This is a genomic window from Paenibacillus sp. FSL R5-0527 (assembly GCF_038008055.1).
GTDB classification, from domain to species: domain Bacteria; phylum Bacillota; class Bacilli; order Paenibacillales; family Paenibacillaceae; genus Fontibacillus; species Fontibacillus macerans.
Window position 1 is genome coordinate 1,449,777 of sequence record NZ_JBBOYI010000001.1, and the last position, 17,066, is coordinate 1,466,842.

16 protein-coding genes and 1 riboswitch are annotated in these 17,066 nt (G+C 55.4%); of the genes, 9 read left to right on the plus strand and 7 right to left on the minus strand.

Annotation, left to right across the window (positions count from 1 at the left end; all coding sequences use genetic code 11):
* Positions 1–7: 7 nt before the first annotated feature.
* From NYE69_RS06340 to NYE69_RS06350, 3 genes are all read left to right on the plus strand, one after another.
* Positions 8–883 (plus strand): carbohydrate ABC transporter permease, encoded by an 876-nt coding sequence (locus NYE69_RS06340; RefSeq protein ID WP_340925210.1) that lies wholly within the window; start codon positions 8–10, stop codon positions 881–883.
* A 28-nt stretch (positions 884–911) separates the two neighbouring features.
* Entirely contained in the window at positions 912–1,742 is an 831-nt protein-coding gene (locus NYE69_RS06345) for a carbohydrate ABC transporter permease (RefSeq protein WP_340925212.1), read from the plus strand.
* Between the two features lie 239 nt (positions 1,743–1,981).
* Positions 1,982–3,739 carry a DUF5605 domain-containing protein gene (locus NYE69_RS06350; RefSeq protein WP_340925214.1) on the plus strand — a complete coding sequence of 586 codons (1,758 nt, stop codon included), beginning with the start codon at positions 1,982–1,984 and terminating at the stop codon, positions 3,737–3,739.
* Between the two features lie 461 nt (positions 3,740–4,200).
* Here the strand turns inward: NYE69_RS06350 and NYE69_RS06355 are convergent, their stop codons facing one another.
* Positions 4,201–5,652, minus strand: a complete 1,452-nt coding sequence (locus tag NYE69_RS06355; protein WP_340925216.1) for an aminotransferase-like domain-containing protein — start codon at positions 5,650–5,652, stop codon at positions 4,201–4,203.
* 176 nt (positions 5,653–5,828) lie between these two features.
* Between NYE69_RS06355 and NYE69_RS06360 the strand changes: the two genes are divergently transcribed.
* Together NYE69_RS06360 and nfsA are read left to right on the plus strand one after the other, a co-directional pair.
* A complete protein-coding gene (locus NYE69_RS06360; protein WP_036626496.1) occupies positions 5,829–6,449 on the plus strand; it encodes a LysE/ArgO family amino acid transporter in 621 nt (206 codons plus the stop codon).
* A gap of 184 nt (positions 6,450–6,633) precedes the next feature.
* Complete coding sequence (gene nfsA / locus NYE69_RS06365) at positions 6,634–7,386, plus strand: oxygen-insensitive NADPH nitroreductase (RefSeq protein WP_340925219.1); 753 nt, start codon at positions 6,634–6,636, stop codon at positions 7,384–7,386.
* Between the two features lie 478 nt (positions 7,387–7,864).
* On the opposite strand, the gene NYE69_RS06370 is transcribed toward nfsA, so the two are convergent.
* The gene (locus tag NYE69_RS06370; RefSeq protein WP_051985736.1) at positions 7,865–8,689 is read right to left on the minus strand and encodes a TatD family hydrolase; all 825 of its coding nucleotides are present in this window, start codon (positions 8,687–8,689) and stop codon (positions 7,865–7,867) included.
* A gap of 215 nt (positions 8,690–8,904) precedes the next feature.
* Here NYE69_RS06370 and NYE69_RS06375 point away from each other — a divergent pair, with 215 nt between their 5' ends.
* Both NYE69_RS06375 and NYE69_RS06380 read left to right on the plus strand, forming a co-directional pair.
* Entirely contained in the window at positions 8,905–9,879 is a 975-nt protein-coding gene (locus tag NYE69_RS06375) for a tyrosine-type recombinase/integrase (protein WP_036626492.1), read from the plus strand.
* Between the two features lie 302 nt (positions 9,880–10,181).
* Positions 10,182–10,805 (plus strand): HD-GYP domain-containing protein, encoded by a 624-nt coding sequence (locus NYE69_RS06380; RefSeq protein ID WP_227872867.1) that lies wholly within the window; start codon positions 10,182–10,184, stop codon positions 10,803–10,805.
* Here NYE69_RS06380 and NYE69_RS06385 read toward each other — a convergent pair.
* The 4 genes from NYE69_RS06385 to NYE69_RS06400 are packed head-to-tail and all read right to left on the minus strand — an operon-like array spanning position 10,802 to position 13,815.
* A complete protein-coding gene (locus NYE69_RS06385; protein WP_036626491.1) occupies positions 10,802–11,605 on the minus strand; it encodes an ABC transporter ATP-binding protein in 804 nt (267 codons plus the stop codon). The genes NYE69_RS06380 and NYE69_RS06385 overlap by 4 nt on opposite strands.
* Before the next feature lie 60 nt (positions 11,606–11,665).
* Complete coding sequence (locus tag NYE69_RS06390) at positions 11,666–12,439, minus strand: ABC transporter permease (RefSeq protein ID WP_316561182.1); 774 nt, start codon at positions 12,437–12,439, stop codon at positions 11,666–11,668.
* Complete coding sequence (locus NYE69_RS06395; RefSeq protein WP_036626488.1) at positions 12,436–12,729, minus strand: MTH1187 family thiamine-binding protein; 294 nt, start codon at positions 12,727–12,729, stop codon at positions 12,436–12,438. Before NYE69_RS06395 ends, NYE69_RS06390 begins: the two co-directional genes overlap by 4 nt.
* Before the next feature lie 36 nt (positions 12,730–12,765).
* Positions 12,766–13,815 (minus strand): ABC transporter substrate-binding protein, encoded by a 1,050-nt coding sequence (locus tag NYE69_RS06400; protein WP_115311250.1) that lies wholly within the window; start codon positions 13,813–13,815, stop codon positions 12,766–12,768.
* 152 nt (positions 13,816–13,967) lie between these two features.
* Positions 13,968–14,078: riboswitch (TPP riboswitch) on the minus strand.
* Between the two features lie 330 nt (positions 14,079–14,408).
* Between NYE69_RS06400 and NYE69_RS06405 the strand changes: the two genes are divergently transcribed.
* Positions 14,409–14,621, plus strand: coding sequence for a cold-shock protein (locus NYE69_RS06405; RefSeq protein ID WP_036626486.1), 213 nt, complete (start codon positions 14,409–14,411; stop codon positions 14,619–14,621).
* Positions 14,622–14,803: 182 nt separating this feature from the next.
* The gene (locus NYE69_RS06410; RefSeq protein WP_155621405.1) at positions 14,804–16,261 is read left to right on the plus strand and encodes a GGDEF domain-containing protein; all 1,458 of its coding nucleotides are present in this window, start codon (positions 14,804–14,806) and stop codon (positions 16,259–16,261) included.
* On the opposite strand, the gene NYE69_RS06415 is transcribed toward NYE69_RS06410, so the two are convergent.
* Positions 16,258–16,761, minus strand: coding sequence for a CcdC family protein (locus tag NYE69_RS06415; RefSeq protein ID WP_036626484.1), 504 nt, complete (start codon positions 16,759–16,761; stop codon positions 16,258–16,260). The genes NYE69_RS06410 and NYE69_RS06415 overlap by 4 nt on opposite strands.
* Positions 16,762–17,066 lie beyond the last annotated feature (305 nt).

Here is a 17,066-nt window from a genome sequence, read left to right on the forward strand (position 1 = left end):
GGCGCTTATGAAACTGAAGGCTTGGAAGCCGTGGACATTTTTGCTGCCGGCGCTGCTCATTTATCTTGTCGTTATTGTCATACCTTCTCTATACACGCTGCAGCTTAGCTTGTACAGCTGGAACGGAATTTCTCCCAAGAAAACGTTTGTCGGGCTGCAAAACTATATTTATCTATTAACGGAGGATACGGTATTCGGAACCGCGTTAAAAAATAATGTGCTATGGCTGGCCGGTTCGCTGACGATCATTATCGGCCTCGGCCTGCTGCTGGCGCTGCTGCTCAACAGGAGTTTGAAGGGCAGATCGATTTTCCGCAGTGTATTTTATTTTCCCTATGTATTGTCCGGAATCATCGTTGCACTCATGTGGACTTGGCTTTACCATCCGACGCGGGGGTTCATCAACACGGTGCTCGAAGGGATCGGGCTTGGAAGTCTGGCCCATCCTTGGCTGGCCGATCCTAAAACGGCGCTGTACGCCGTGTTTGTCGCCGCGGTGTGGCAGGGCGTGGGACTGCCGATGGTGCTGTTTCTCGCCGGGCTGCAGAGCATCCCGAAGGACTGCTATGAAGCGGCGCTCATCGACGGGGCGAAGCCGTTCCAATCTTTCCGCTTTATCACGATTCCACTGCTTAGCGAAACCTTTGTGATCGTTTTCGCGACCACGATGGTTAATGCCATGAAAGTATATGACATCATCTACGGCATGACGGCGGGAGGACCGGCCCAAAGCACGCAGGTGCTGTCGTCCTGGATGTATTATCAGACCTTCAAATTCAACAACATCGGTGTGGGCTCGGCCATTTCCTGGTTCCTTGTATTTGTCGCGATGGTCGTGATCATTCCTTACGTATATTACACAAACCGGAAATCTCACGTATGATTTTCACGGAAAGGGGGTGTTGTCTCCGATGGAAGAAACGCAAAAATCCGCCGCTTCGCGGGCAGTTTCCTATATATTGCTGTTTGGCCTGGCGGTGATATTTCTGGTTCCGATTGTTTTCATCGCCATGACAGCGCTGAAGTCCAACGCCGATTTGATGCGAAATCCCGTATACGCTCTGCCGGAGACGCTGGCGTGGAGCAATTTTGCCGAGGCCTGGGATAAAATGAAGCCTTATATCGGCAACAGCCTGTTCATTTCGGTTGTGAAGGTGCCGCTCGGCATTCTCGTCGAGGCGCTGGCCGCATATGCGCTGACCCGGATGGGGTTTAAATGGGCGGACGCGCTGTTTGCCATGTTTCTGATTGGGATGATGATCCCGTTCCAGGCTACGCTGGTGCCGCTGAACATGATGCTGAATCACTTTGGGCTGGCAAATACGTATCCCGGCATTTTTATCGTGTATATCGGCTTCGGCATTCCCTTCGGCATCATGGTGCTGCGGGGCTTTCTCCGCTCCATTCCCAAGGAGCTGGACGAAGCTGCATACATTGACGGGTGCGGGGAGCTGGGCAAGTTTTTCCGGATTATTTTGCCGATTGCTATGCCGGCTATAGCTACGCTGGTGATTCTCGACTTTTTGTCCACATGGAATGAATTTTTGCTGGCGCAAATATTTATCACGAAAGATTCGATGCAGCCGGTTACTGCGGGCTTGCTTACGTTCCAGGGGCAGCATTCCACGAACTATACGCTGCTTAGCGCGGCGGTGCTGATTTCGATCGTGCCGATTTTGGCCGTGTATTTATTTTTCCAAAAATACTTTGTGTCGGGGATGGCCGGAGCGGTGAAGGGTTAGAAAGCGGGGTGGAGGTAAGAAAGCAAGCGAGCGACCGGATCGGAACGGATTGGATCTGAACGGATCGAAACGGAATTGCACGATCGAAACGGATCGGAATGGGACGGCGGGATGGGACGGGATGGTCAAACTGAGCAGCCCGCCGAGACCCGTAAAACCAGAGCCTATGTTTCCGAAGCAGGTTTTGCTCGAAGCTTATTCAAAGAAGTAACGCTCACAAAACTTTTAGGAGGTTGCATATGAAGATTATGGAGCAAACCAGCATGGGACGGATATGGTCCGACAAGCCCGCCAAATCGGTCTTGTTCAAGTATTTTCCGTTTCTTGCCGAAGAGGAGCATATCGCGTTTACTTATAAAATGATGACGCTGGGGCAGTTTCTGGAACGGCGGATGGAGCTCGGGTTTCCGGCCGGGGAACGGGATGCGCTGCTGCGGGAACTGGCTGGGGTGCCTTCCGGCGAAGCCGCCGCGCCGAGTCGCGAGTCGGGGAGCGGGAAGGACCGGCTTGCGGACGTGCGGGTCGAAGGGGGCGGCGTGGTCAGCTCGCCGGAGCGTGCGGCCAAGTGGGACGTGTTTGAGCTGGAGCTTAAAGGGCCGTCGCAAGGCAACCCCTATACCGATGTGGAGTTGGCCGCAGTGTTCAGCTATGACGGTGGGAGCCGCTTTGTGCGGGTTCCGGGGTTTTACAACGGGGACGGAAGCTATAAAATCCGCCTGATGCCCGACCGGGAAGGGGGGTGGACGTACCGGACCGAGAGCACGGTCAAGGCGCTGGACGGGCTGGAAGGGACGTTTGTTTGCGATCCCCCTGCCGCCGGCAATCACGGTCCGGTGCGCGTGCAGGATACGTTCCATTTTGCTTATGAAGACGGTACGGCGTATTTGCCGTTCGGCACGACCTGTTATGCTTGGACGCACCAGGGAGAAGAGCTGGAACAGGAGACGCTGAAATCGCTGGCCGGATCGCCTTTCAACAAAATACGCATGTGCGTGTTCCCCAAGTCATATTTGTACAACCGCAATGAACCGCAGCTGTATGCGTATGAAGGTTCTTTGGAGAAGGGCTGGAATTTCAGCGTGTTCAACCCGGCCTTTTTCGAGCATCTGGAGCGGCGGATCGCCGATTTGGGGCGGCTGGGGATCGAGGCCGATCTAATTCTGTTTCATCCGTACGACCGCTGGGGATTTTCGGAAATGGACCGGGAGGGAGACGATCTTTATCTGCGCTACATTGTGGCCCGTCTGGCGGCGTACCGGAATGTCTGGTGGTCGCTGGCCAACGAATACGACCTGATGTGGGCGAAAAGCGCGGAGGATTGGGAACGCTACGCCCAAATTATCCAGGAGAACGATCCCTACGGACATTTGCTGTCCAATCACAACTGCCTTACCTTCTATGACCACAGCAAGCCTTGGGTGACCCATTCCAGCCTGCAGCGTATCGATGTGTACAAAACGTCGGAAGCGACCCTGGAGTGGCGGGAGCGCTGGGGCAAGGCCGTCGTCATCGACGAATGCGCCTACGAAGGCGATATCGACCAGGGCTGGGGCAATATCACCGGCGAGGAAATGGTGCGCCGCTGCTGGGAAGGGATGATCCGCGGCGGATATGTCGGCCATGGTGAAACGTACCTGAACGCTGAAGAGATATTATGGTGGTCCAAAGGCGGGAAGCTGGTCGGCGACAGCCCGGCGCGGATCGGCTTTTTGCGCCGGCTGGTGGAGGAGGCGCCGGGGCAGCGCTGGGAGCCGGTGAAGTCCGATTGGGACCTGCCTTGCGCGGGAATCCGCGATGAGTACTATATGTATTATTTCGGCTTCAATCGGCCGAAGTTCAGAATATTCCAATTGCGGCCGGGCGTCCGGTATAAAGTGGACATTATCGATACGTGGAATATGACGATTACCGAAGTTGCCGGTTCGTTTGAAGGAACGTTCCGCGTAGACCTGCCCGGCAGACCGTATATGGCCGTTCGGCTGACCCGGACGGAGTAGGACGGATTAGGACATATTAGGCCAGATTAGGGGCGGCAGGCTCTTCCCATTCAGGGAAGGGCCTGTTTGCTTTGCCGCCGGCTTTGGTAAGTGTTGAAATTTCTGCGGGAATACAGGCATTTGATGATCCGCTTCCGGCCGCTGGAACGACGATGACTACCAACTGTCGGCCTTCAAAATAGCGGAACTTTATGTTCTTATTTTTTGGAGCCTGCCATGTTCATCGCCATTAACGGAAATTTTTGTCCTTATATACCTGCGAATGGTCCAGACCGCGGGTATTTCCTTGCGATTCGAGAAAATAGCGACATAAAATTCCCCTATTGTACTCAAAATGGGTGATATCGCCGAAATAGGGGCATTTTTTGTTCTTATCTTTTTCGCCGAGGTTTCTCGGCAGCCTGGTTTTGTCCATTCCATTCCATTCTATTCCTTGCTGAATTCAAGTCGCGTCCTGCTCATCAGCGCAACAGCGATCTGACGATCTTCGCTAAACGTGAGATGCCCTCCTCAAGCTCGCCCGGCGCGGCGTAGGCGTAAGAAAGGCGCAGCCGGTCGTTGGCTTCCCGGTCGTAAAGATGCCCGGGGTTGATCAGGAGGCCCGCTTGCAGCGCGGCGTCGAACAGCCTACGCGGCGCCAGGGAAGCATTCAGCTTCAGCCAAATGTAGAAGCCGCCGTGCGGTGCTTCCCAGGTGGCCAGGCCGCCGAAGTGTTTCTCCAGCGCGGACAAAGCTTGATCCCTTCTGGTCCGCAGCGCGGAGCGGAGCCGCTCCAGCCTGGCGTCGTACATCCCGCTTTCCAGCCATTCCGCGGCGGCCTGCTGCGACAGGGCGCTGGAGCCGTAATCGCTCTGCATCTTGATGTCGGCGAGCCGCTCGACAACGGGCGGGGGGCCGGCAATCCAGCCGATGCGCAGCCCGGGGCTCAGCGTTTTGGACAGGCTGCCGACGTACAAAACGCCGCCGCTTTGGTCCCGCGCCTTGAGCGGGAGCGGGGGCGGCGCATCCAGCCACAGGTCCCGGTACACGTCGTCCTCGACGATCGGCAGCCGGGCGGCCTCGCAGCTTTCCAGCAGCAGCCGGCGCCGTTTTTCGCTCATGACCGTGCCGGTCGGGTTGTGGAACGTCGGGATTGTGTACAGCAGGGCTCCATTATACTGTTTGGCATAGGCGGCGACCAGATCGGCCCGCAGCCCCTCCGCGTCCATCGGGATGCCCCGGAGCTTCATGCCGGCCGATTGGAAAACGGGAACCGAATACAGGTAGGACGGCCGCTCCAGCAAAACGGTGGCCCCCCGCGGCAGCAGCCCTACCGAAATGAGCTGGAGCGCCTGCAGCGCGCCGGATACGATGAGCAGCGATGAGGGGGAGGCGGCGATTCCGAGCTTTTTCAGCCTGGCGGCGATGGCTTCGCGCAGCCGCAGATCCCCAGCGGGCTCCCCGTAGCCCAGGCCGGGCATACGGTCCGCCATGCGCCGCAGCAGCTCGCTCATCTCCGCTTGCGGCAGCAGTTCGGGCGACAGCTCCCCCGTCCCGAGCCGGATGATGCCGGGCTGGAATTCGGCCCGGTTGATCTCCTGCACGGCGGGAAGATTCGGGCGCTGCGTCCCGGCGCTTACGTAGCTGTTCCAATCCGGAGGAGGGGCCGCGGCCAGCACGCCCCAGGTTTGGTTGGTGACGCGGGTTCCGCCGCCTTTGCCGCCCTGAATCATCCCCGCGGCCGTCAGTTCGTCCAATGCGGCGACCACGGTGCTGCGGTTGACGCCGAGGCTTTTGGCGAGCTCGCGCTGGGAAGGGATGCGGGTGCCTACCGGCCATTCCCCGCCGGCGATTTTATCGCGGAAATGCTCCATGATCTGCCGGTGCAGCGGAACGGGCGAATGGCGGTCCGGCTGCCATAAAGGTTGCTCCATCGCGTTTTGGTCCTCCTATCCGGTTGGAATCGCTTGTCCTACCCGGTTACTTTATACTCCATTATACGGTTTGGTTGGTTTGATAGCCAACCAAATGGATGGAGCCAGATGGCGGGTTACAAGGTACAATAAGTTTCGTCGGTCAAGTCTGAGAAGATAGGAAGGGGGTGCGCCTTATGGTGGGAGCTGCCTTGCACGGCCTGGTGCTGGCGTTGGGACTGATTTTGCCGCTGGGCGCCCAAAATGTGTTCGTGTTTAACCAAGGAGCTTCGGGACGCAAGCTGGTCCGGGCTTTTCCGGCTGTTTTGACGGCGGCCTTATGCGATACGGCGCTGATTCTGCTGGCAGTGCTGGGTGTGTCGGTGATCGTTCTGTCGGCCGTTTGGCTGAAAACGGCACTGTTTGCGGCAGGCGCCTGTTTTATGGTCTACATGGGCTGGTCGATCTGGCGGACCGCGCCGCGTCAGACTGATGACAAGGGTTCCGGCTTGCCCGCCCGCAAGCAGGCGATGTTCGCCATGTCGGTATCGCTGCTGAATCCGCATGCGATCCTCGATACGGTCGGTGTGATCGGAACGAGTTCGCTCGGATACGCAGGAAGCGCCAAATGGTCGTTCACGCTGGCGACGATTCTGGTGTCCTGGATCTGGTTTTTCGGCCTGGCTATGGCGGGGAGGATGCTCGGGGGCCTCGATCGCGGCGGGCGGATTCAAGCGGTCATCAACCGGATCTCCGCGCTGATTGTGTGGGGAATGGCGGTGTATTTGCTGTATAGCACGGTCTCGATGTTTCTGTAAATGCGCTCAATGGTCTAAATAAGATGCTGCCGCTAATTCAACCTTTTGGCACGGCTTTCCTTTTGAAGGGTGTCCGGCACGGGTCTCCTCCGGCTTGCTTATCGGTCATGAAAGTTTCATAATGGGACTGGAAAATAGATGCAGGCGGTTCAGTTTATTATAACAGGATGGGGAGTGAAAAAGCATGAATAAGTCGAACGAGACGATATCGCTGCTTATGGCCCACCGTTCGATCCGGAAGTTCAGCGGGCAGCCGGTGAGCCGGGAGCAGGTCGAAACGATCGTCGCCGCGGCGCAAATGGCCTCCAGCTCGAGCAACGTGCAGGCTTACAGCGTCATCGCGGTGAACGACCCGGAGCGAAAAAAAACGCTGGCCGCGTTGTGCGGCAACCAGGCTTACGTGGAGCAGTGTCCCGTATTTTTGGTCTGGTGCGGGGATTTGTCGCGATTGAAAAACGCGGCGGAGCGCCATCTTCCCTCACAGGAAACATATGAAGGTTCGGTGGAAAACTTCATCGTCCCCACGGTAGACGCCGCGCTGGCGGCGCAAAATGCCGCCGTAGCCGCGGAATCGCTCGGTCTGGGCATCGTGTATATCGGCGGAATCCGCAACCGGAGCGCCGAAGTGGCCGAGTTGCTCGGATTGCCTGATTTGGTTTACCCCTTATTCGGGATGTGCCTTGGGGTTCCGGACCAGGAGCCGGGAAGGCGCCCGCGGCTTCCGCAGGAAGCCGTATTGCATTGGAACGGGTATGACGCTGCCCGGGAAGAAGAGCTCGTTGCCGCCTATGACGAAAACATGTCCAAGTATTTGCGCGAGCGGACAGGCGGGGCCAAAGATACGCCTTGGTCCGTGCTGATGGCGGAAAAACTCGCGCAACCGTCACGGCTCCACATGCGTGAGTTTTTACGGGAGCGGGGATTTGAATTAAAATAGTTTTCCATGAAAAAACCTGCAGAGTGTTTGCAGGTTTTTTCGTGTTTTACTAGCGATTTGCCGAAGGCATTGCTGTGGTGTGGCGAAAATGTGCACGGGAATCTAACGGTTGTATTAGTCGCTATTTTGCCAAAAAAGCCCCTTTCTAACTTTTAACGGTTGTGAGCGCTGTTATCAGCTCAAATCTGAGCCCAAATAGCCGGGTTTTAGCTAAATAAGCGCTATGGCAACCGTTAGAATTTGAAAACGGCGACATTGGAGCAAATAGCGCTTGTGGCAACCGTTAGAATATTAGTGCAGCTGGAAAACGTCAAATCAGATGGGGTGCGACGCTAGTGGGATTTTGCGAATAGCGGCTTTCCGGTCCGTTGCGAGACAAAAGTGCGCCTAACTGCAGCGAGGCGGGAGCCCGCCCGTCCATGGCCCCTGGGCCAACGCTAAACGGCGCCAGAAGAACGCCGCCGCGGAAACGTCATAGTCATATCCCGTAAAAACGGCGGGTATTCCGGTAAAGTCCTGCGGCGGCTTCCTCCGGGGCAATCCCGTGAATGCCGGCCCAGGCGGCGGCGACGTGCCCCACCATCGCCGGCCGGGTGAGCCGGCCGGAGAAAGGCCCTTCAAAAGGCCAAGGGCCATCGGTTTCGGCCATGACCAGGTCTGCCGGATAGACGCCGGCCAATTCCTGAATGTCCCGCTCATACAGAATATCCGGCGTAAACGAGATGTAGTAGCCGCGATCCGCCATGCGGCGGACCGTATGCTCCGCCCCTTTAAACCAATGGAAGTGGGCCCGAGTCAGCCCATGGCGTTCCAGCATGTCGCAGACGAGCTCGGCGTCTTCGTAAACGGCGTGCAGCACAACGGGTTTATTCCAGCGTTTTGCCGCAAGCATCAGCCTCTCCAGCAGCTCAAGATAAGGTTCAAGATCGAAAGGCCTGCCTTCTTCTAAAGCTTCCTTGCGCAGATAGTAGGGGAGCCCGATTTCGCCGACGGCGATCATTTCGCGGGCATGCTCCTCCATCCAGTTCAAGAGCCGGTCGGCTTCGTCTTCGGTCGGCACGGGCTGTTCGGGATGATAACCGAACGCCGGATAAACGAGGCCGGGATATCGCTCGGCGAAAGACAAATTGAGCCGGGAGGAAGCCAGGTTCATCGATACGGCGATCACGGCCTCCACCTTGTCTTCAGGCATCTCCTGCAGCAGCTTCTCCCGGTCTGCCTCGTCATACAAATCTATATGAACGTGAGCATCAATTTTCGGCCACTGCGCTTCCAGCGGTAAACCCGGCAGTTTGGAGGACATTTTATCTCCTTCTTTCAAGCGGTGGTATATGCCCCTAATTATACCTCTTTATGTAGGCATGTGTCAGCGCGGAGCACCGCTTTGCAATCCATGAAAACTACCTTGCCGACCGGATTTTACCGTGATCTCACATATTTTCTTATGACAAGATTATTCATGTCGTACAATAACAATTATGCGACACTATACATCGCCAACAGGAGGTACACAAGATAATGCAACAGAATTTTTTGACGGCAGTTACTGAACAATATCCGTTCCATTTTTCAAATCAAGACTATCACGACGAGCAGATCATCCAAATGTTTTTGACCGCTTGCTCAAACGCGCCGAATACACGTAGGAATTACTATCGTGCGTTGGAACAATTCAGGCGTTTTTTATCGGGCATGCCGTTTAAGGATGTGACCTGGAGGGAAATCGAAGCTTACAAAATTTATTTGACGCACGGCATTTACCGCGAGTCCGGAAAACCGTTGGCCCCCGCAAGCGTCGCCGCATTCATAGCGCCTTTGAAGTCTTTTTATAAATGGGGAAGCGACCGGGGCATAGGAATTTTTGATCATAATCCGACTCTAAACATCCGCATCCCGACGACGGTGGTAACGAGCCGGAAGCATTATTTGACGCGGAACGAAGTAGGCAGGCTGCTGAACAGTTTGCGAAAAGAGAGCCTACGGAATTACCTCATCGGCCTGTCCCTTGTGCTGCTTGGCCTGCGCGTTTCGGAACTCACCGGGATCAAGTGGGGAGACTTTCATACCGATCCGATGGAGACCTCGATCTGGTTAACGATTTCCCACGCCAAAAGGGGAAAAAGCAGAGAGGTCAAAATTCCCCCGCAGTTATGGAGATTGTATCAGCAACACGCTCAAAATTTGTCGAATTGTGACGAACCAGAAGCGGAGTTGCGGCTTTTTCCGATTACGCCAAGGCAAATCGAACGCATCATTAAACGGGCAGCTCAGCGGAGCAACATCAGTAAAGAACCGACACCGCACTGGCTGCGTCATACGAATGCAACGCTGGCGCTGCTTCAGGGCGCGTCGCTGCAGCAAGTGCAAGAAACGCTCGGACATGCGCATATAAACACGACACAGCGCTATCTTCACACCGTGGAGCAGATGAAAAAAGCGGCGCCTGACTTCGTTCAGGACTGCCTGATGGAGTTTATAGAACAAAAACAATAGTTCTTTTTCTCTATTTTCGGACTAATTTTAATGCAAATTTCGCTCTTTTGTCCTATAATGTAACATAAATGAATTACAATCCTTGCCACATTTCGACCAGTTTCTTCCTGATTGATGTCGCATAATTGTTATTGTACGACATTTACCGTTTTTTGACCGTTGGCTCTGAAATTATGAGGTGATGCGCGGTGAAAGTTGACGGAAAATCGTGATTTTTTCTTATTGACCTGTAGCGTTGATGTTAGAAAAACCACCTAGGAATATGACGGGCAAGTGACGACACAGGGTTTAGGGGGCAAAACTTGTTGATTGGTCCGAATGAATTCGTGGATGACTTGTATACGGATAATAACCCCGATACGGTGAAGTGGTTTGACATGCTCATGCGAAAACATCCAGAAACCTATCATCACTGCGTACGGGTAGCCATGCTTGCGGAGAAGATTGCGGAGCCGCTGGGCATCGGCGGGGCGGAGAAGGACAGTTTAATACGGGGCTGCTTCATGCACGACATCGGAAAAACGATGATACCGCGCGACATTATCGAGCATTGCGGGCCTTTGACGCAGCGGCAGTGGAATATCATCAAGCTTCATCCGGTGGTTGGCGCCGAGTTGGTGGAGGTGAATCCGGCCTTTGGGCCGGATATTGTCGCTGTCGTTCGATGGCATCATGAGCGTTGGGACGGAGGCGGGTATCCCGACGGCTTAAAAGAAGAGGAGATTCCTTTTAACGCGCGGGTCTGTTCCGTGGTCGACGCGTTCGATTCCATGACATCGGACAGGCATTACCGCCTGAAAAGGCTGACGATGAGCGAGGCCAAGCTGGAGCTGCTGCGGCACAGCGGGACGCAATTCGACCCCGACATCGTTCACGCATTGATGAAGCTGTCCGACGACATGCTGAACATTTATTCGATGCTTTAATTTTGGCGCTGCTGTTCCGCGGCCATGCGCTGGGCGATGTCGCGCTTCAGCTCGAGGAACAGCGGGTCTTCGGCCACATCCTCGCGGCGCGGGCGCGGAAAGGGGACTTTGACGGTATGCAGCACCCCGGCCGGACGGCCCGAAAACAGATAAATCGTATCCGACAACATCAGCGCTTCGTCTATGCTGTGTGTGATCAGCAGGACGGAGCGTTTGTTTTCCTCCCACATTTCCAGCAGCCAGCGCTGCATGTCGCTGCGCGTCAAGGCGTCCAGCGCGCTAAACGGCTCGTCCAGGCACATCACCTCCTGGGGAGCGAGCAAGCCCCGCAGGAAGGAAGCACGCTGCTGCATGCCGCCGGACAGCGTATGGGGATACGCTTTTTCAAAGCCGCCCAGCCCCGCTTTCTCCAGCCATTCCCGCACTTCGCTCCGCGAGCCCGCGCGCTTCATTCCGGCGATCTCCCGCGCCAGCACGACGTTGTCCTCGATGCTGCGCCACGGGAACAGCGCCGGCTGCTGCGGCACATAGCTGATGTGGCCGCGCTGTCCGGTCACCTTGGCGCCCTGCAAATAGACCTCTCCTTGACCGGGGGCGGTCAAACCGCCGACAATGTGGAACAAGGTGCTTTTGCCGCAGCCGGACGGGCCGATGATAGAGACGAATTCGCCGGCGCGCACCTCCAGCGAAATATCCCGCAGGACGGGAACTTCCTTGCGACGTTCACGAAACGTTTTGTGGATATGGCGCACCTCAAGCGCTAACGGGGCAGCCGTTTGTTCTCCGATATGAGCATTCATGCGGGCACCTCCCCTTTCTTCCGCCAAACGGATGATGGTTGTTTTTTTACGGCGCATGCTTTAATGATCTTTCCCGTTCGCCGGCTTGTAACGGACCAGCCATTTTTCCAGCAGGGCGACGCAGACGAACATGGCCAGGCTGATGGCGACGATGATGGCGATGGCAACGAAAATTTTATCCGTGCGAAACGACGATTTTTGCAGCAGCATATAGTAGCCGATCCCTTTGTCCGCGCCGATCCATTCGGCGATAACGGCCCCCATCACACTATAGGTCGCGGCGATTTTTACGCCGGAGAGGATGGCGGGAAGGGCATGGGGGACTTCCAGTTTGCGAAAAATCTGGCCTTTGGACGCCCCGATCATCCGCATGTAGTTCAGCATCACCCGGTCCGTGCGGTCCAGTCCGTCCATGGCGGCAACGGCCACGGGGAAAAAGCAGACGAGCGTAATGACGATGATTTTGGGCAGCATGCCGAAGCCGAACCAGATCATAAGCAGCGGAGCCAGCGCGATGCTGGGCACGTTTTGGCTCAAGATGATCAGCGGGTAAAGCGATGCTTTCAGAAACGGCACATAATGCAGCGCAAAAGCGACCAGCAGGCCGACCAGCGTGCCGATGGCGAATCCGGCCAGCATCAGGCGCAGCGTAGCGAAGGTATGCTCCCTTAAACCGGCCGCCTCGGCAGCCGCTTCGCGGCCGATGTCGAGCGGGCTGGGCAAAACCCATTTATCAATATTGAAGAAGATCGTAGCCCCTTGCCAAACAAGCAAAAACAGGATGACCGCCGCAAGCGGCGGCCATACGCTGTTCCACAGGCTGCGGAAATTCATGGGCGGTATTTCGCGGTCAGCTTATCCATGCTGACGCCCTGCGGGTTGTAGGAGATTTTAATCTGCGAAATGATTCCGGTGCTGCCAAACTCGATAACGGCTTCGTTCATCTTTTTGACGATGGCCAGCAGCTCGTCCAAATCGCCCTCCATCGTGGTCTCCAGCGGATTCACCTGATATTTGACCCCGGAGGCCTGAATGACCTCGATTGCGCGGTCGACATACGGAATGACGTCTTCGCCGTTTGGCGTTTTCGGAATGATCTGAATGCTAAGCAGTGCATTTGGCATAAAATTCAGCATCCTTTCTTGGGTTTATTTTTCTTTTTACTCGGCAGGCAAAAAATCGTTTGTAAACGCGGCGCCGACATCAAGCGGCTTCTCCAGCAGCCCGCGCTCGTGCATCCAGTCGGAGTAGTTCTGCCATACTTCCTTTTTCTGCTCGCCCCAGCGGGCCGCGTCATCGCGGTATTTCGGGCTAAGCCACTTCTGGCTGGCGACGACCAGGTCATGGTCCAGTTCAGGCACCGCCTTCAGCAAAATTTGCGCGGCTTCGTCCGGATGATCGGCGGCGTAATTGTATCCTTTGGACACGGCGCGCATAAACGATTTGACCAGCTCCGGATCGTTTGCGATCGTTTTCTCGTTCGTCACGATAACCGGCGTGTAATAGTCGAGCTTATCGGAGTAGTCCTTGACGTACAGCATATCGAGCGGCTCGCCCCGGAGCTCCGCTTCAATGCCGGTCCAGGCGTAGAAAATCCAGGCGAAGTCGATGTCGCGCTTCACGGCGGTGAAGTAGTCGGCATCCCCGATGTTGAGGAATTTGACTTTGCCGACGTCGGCGCCTTCCAGGTCCATGATCGACTTCATGACGGCCTCTTCTACCGGAGATCCCCAACCGCCGTACGTTTTGCCTTCAAAATCCTTCGGCGATTTGATGTTTTTGCCGGCCGGAGCGGCGAAGCCGGAGGTGTTGTGCTGAATGACGGCCGCGATCGATACGAGCGGAACGCCTTGCGTCCGGCTCTGCGTGACGTTCTCCTGCACGCTGACGCCAAACGGCGCCTCGCCGGAAGCGACCATCGCTTCCGCGCCGCCGGAGCCGGGGAGCACGATATCCACGTTCAGGCCTTCCTCCTTGAAATATCCCAGCTCTTTGGCGACGTATAAACCGGTATGGTTCGTGTTGGGGCTCCAGTCGAGCACGAGCTTAACGTCGCGCGGCGCCTTGGCCCCTCCATTGTCCGCGGCGGCACCCGCGGCCGGATTGCCTTCGCTGCCGCCGGCGGCTTGGCCGCCGCAGCCGGCCAGGACCAGCAGGAGGCAGGATAGGGCCGCCGCCAGGGAAGTCCGTTTTTTTCTTTTCACAGCCATTCTCTCCTTCATTTCGTTAAATTTCCGCTAGTTGTGTTCATCTATAACCTGAAGGCGCCCGAAAGCTTTATGGCCATAAGGTCCGGACAATAAAAAAGCGTCCCGGATTCGGGACGCTGATCGGCGGGCGGAATTTAAAACATCCAAAATCATTCCATCCATGACGGCTCCCTACGCTGGCATTATCCAGATCAGGTTTAAGGGTCAGTATCTTGGAGGGATACAATCTCAGCCGGCCGATTCCAGCACCCCTGAACGATTCAACTGCAGAGTTCAATAGTCATTATAATTTTCTCCGGCGCGTCTGTCCAGCCCGGCAAAGGGAGGAGGTTTGAAATATCAGGAGATTTGCTTTCTATTTGGAAAACCGTTATAATTGAACCAATAGATGGTTTGAAAACGTGATATTTCACGTATTGAAAGGGTGCCGCTTTTGCGGATGGAACTTTTTTCAATGTGTGATTTTTTTTGATAGGCTCAACGCTCTTGGTGTGCCCCAATAGCGCCAGGAGCCGTTTTTATTCAGCTCATACAAGCGGCGTTTGGCTGCTTGCCGAATTGGTTGACCAACATCCATTTTGAGGAGGAAAATGATGAGCTACCGTAAAAAACCGTTGGAGGAAATTCCCGAGGAGAACACCCCGGTCTGGTCATGCACCAGCGAGGATTGCAACGGCTGGATGCGGGACAATTTTACGTTCGACTACACGCCGGTATGTCCTTTATGCTCTTCGGAAATGGAGAAGGGGATGAGGATGCTGCCTCAACTGAAAAATCCCACCTTCGATCCCAGAACGTCTTCCTAGGCTAATCCGATTTTTGTATAAATACCGTTGCTTGCCCCCAAACAGCCGTGTTCGCCCCAAAGCGAATGCGGCTGTTTGCCGTTTTGCGGCAGCCGGGAGAAAAAGATTGCATCTCCATTTAAAATCCACTATGTTGGAGGTACTACACGAAAAACAACCAGAAGGGGGGAATTTGCCCGCCTATGCATGGAAATTACAAGGTGGCATCGCAGGTTTTCGACATTCCCTCCGGAAGCAAGCAAAGAAAATTCGCGGTTTTTCTGGCCATTTTGATCGTGGCCATGTCGATGGCGGCGATTCCGCTCGGTTTGAGAAATTCGCCCGGGCTGGAGCTTTTTTTTGCCGCCGCCATCGCCTGGCTGATCTTCGGGGATCTGCTTACCGCCTTTATCGCCTACAGCCAATACCGGGCGTCCGGGATTCCGTCGCTGCTGGTCTTGTCCTGTACCTATCTGTTTACCGGAATCATTACCGCCGCACATATCATTACGTTTCCGGGCCTGTTTTCCGATGCCTGGTATTTTGGCGAGCGCAGCCAGGCCGCGGGATGGTTGTGGGTGTTTTGGCATAGCGGTTTTTCTTTGGGTATATTATTGTACGTGCTCACGCAATCGATATGGCCGAAGCCGATCGGGAAAAAGGAGCATATTTTCAATTGGGGCGTGGCAGGGATTTCGTTTACTCTGCTGCTTGCGCTTGGGCTCATTGATTTGTCGATCTTTGGGGAGCGGGCCTTGCCCGAAATTATTCGATACAGCGATTACCGGCAGTTAAATTCGACCGGACTCGGCCCTGCCGTATGGCTGCTGAACTTGGCGGCACTGCTCGTGATGGCCTTGCGAAACAAAGGCCACACGGTCCTGCACTTATGGCTGACGGTGGCGATCATTGGGCTTCTGATGGACGTGACGCTGACCTTGCTGGCCGGCACCCGCTTTTCGCTCGGCTGGTACATGGCCAAAATCAACTCGGTCGTAGCGGCAACGGTCGTAATCTGCTCGGTGGTTAACGAAGTAAACCGGCTTTTTATCCGGCTTTCGGAACAGCATCGGCAATTGATTGCGTCCGGCATCGAACTGGAGAAGGCCAACGAGAAATTAACCCGGCTGACCCAATTGGACGGGTTGACCGGAATTCCGAACCGCCGCCGGTTTGATGAGATTTTGTCGCGGGAAATGGTATCGCCGGGGGATAGATCGACGTCCTTGTCGCTGCTGATTATCGATGTGGACTGTTTTAAAGCCTACAATGACCACTATGGACATCAGGGCGGAGACGAGGTGCTGCGTTCCATCGCCCAAGCGATCCACAAGAGGGTGCAAGCGATGGGCGGATTTGCGGCGCGTTACGGCGGGGAGGAATTTGTCGTGATCTTGCCGGATTGCGGCGCCGGGGAAGCCCGGAGTATAGCGGAGAGGCTTCGCAGGGCGGTGTCCGGGTTGGCCATCCCCCACGAAGTTTCCGCGGTTTCCGGCTCAGTCACGATCAGTATCGGGGGCTGCTGCATTCAGCCGTTTGATCCGGTCGACGGGCAGGAATTGATCGGCAGCGCCGACCGCTCCTTGTACAAGGCCAAGGAGGCCGGCCGCAACCGGTCTGTGGTCGAAGGCTGGACGGAATCGCAGCCCGCGGAGCTTTAAGCGGAATCGGAAGGGTTGTCGAGGCTTGCCGTCATGGCGCGGTATTGCTTCAGCATAAACAGCCGCCAGCGGACAATCATTCCGTAGGCCAGCAGAAAGAAGACGGCGCCGGTCTGAATCACGGAGATATATTGCTCCACCGCTTCGTGCAGCAGCATGCGGACAGCGAGCAGGCCGATCAGAATAAAAATAAAGCTGCGCGAGCGCTGGGCATAAACCTGCCCGTTCACCTTCTCGAATTTCGTGGTCCGGATGAGCGGATAAGAGAACAGCAGCCAGCCGAGAGCAAAGGCGATGATTCCCCAAGTGACGGGAATATGCGTCTCGGGAACGATGAACATCATGAACCCGGTCGTCATGCCGAGCGGGGGGATGATGATTTTCTTGATCGTCACGGGCCTGCGGCTTGCCTTAAGGCGGATAAACAGCACGGCAATCGCCATGGCCATGGCGCCGAAGGTAAAGGCGATTTGCATGTAAGACGGATTAATCGCATGCATGGGAGATCGATCCCTTTCTATATAAGGAAGTTATTGTTTGACAAAACTAAATACTTGTTAATAGTGCGTGTTCAAAAAGTCGGGTTTTCAGCACCGAGAAGGTTGGATGAAGCTAGGGACTGAGTAGCGGAGCGTACGTTTTGGGTACGTGAGCAACGGAAGGCCCGGCTGAATCCAAGATTCGATGTCGAGACCACTTCCTGACCTGCTTCGTGATCAAAAGACGACTTTTTGAACAACCTCTAATAGTATTTCGCGAGAACATTATAACATAATCGGCCGCTCATGTTTCAAACCTGCAAGGT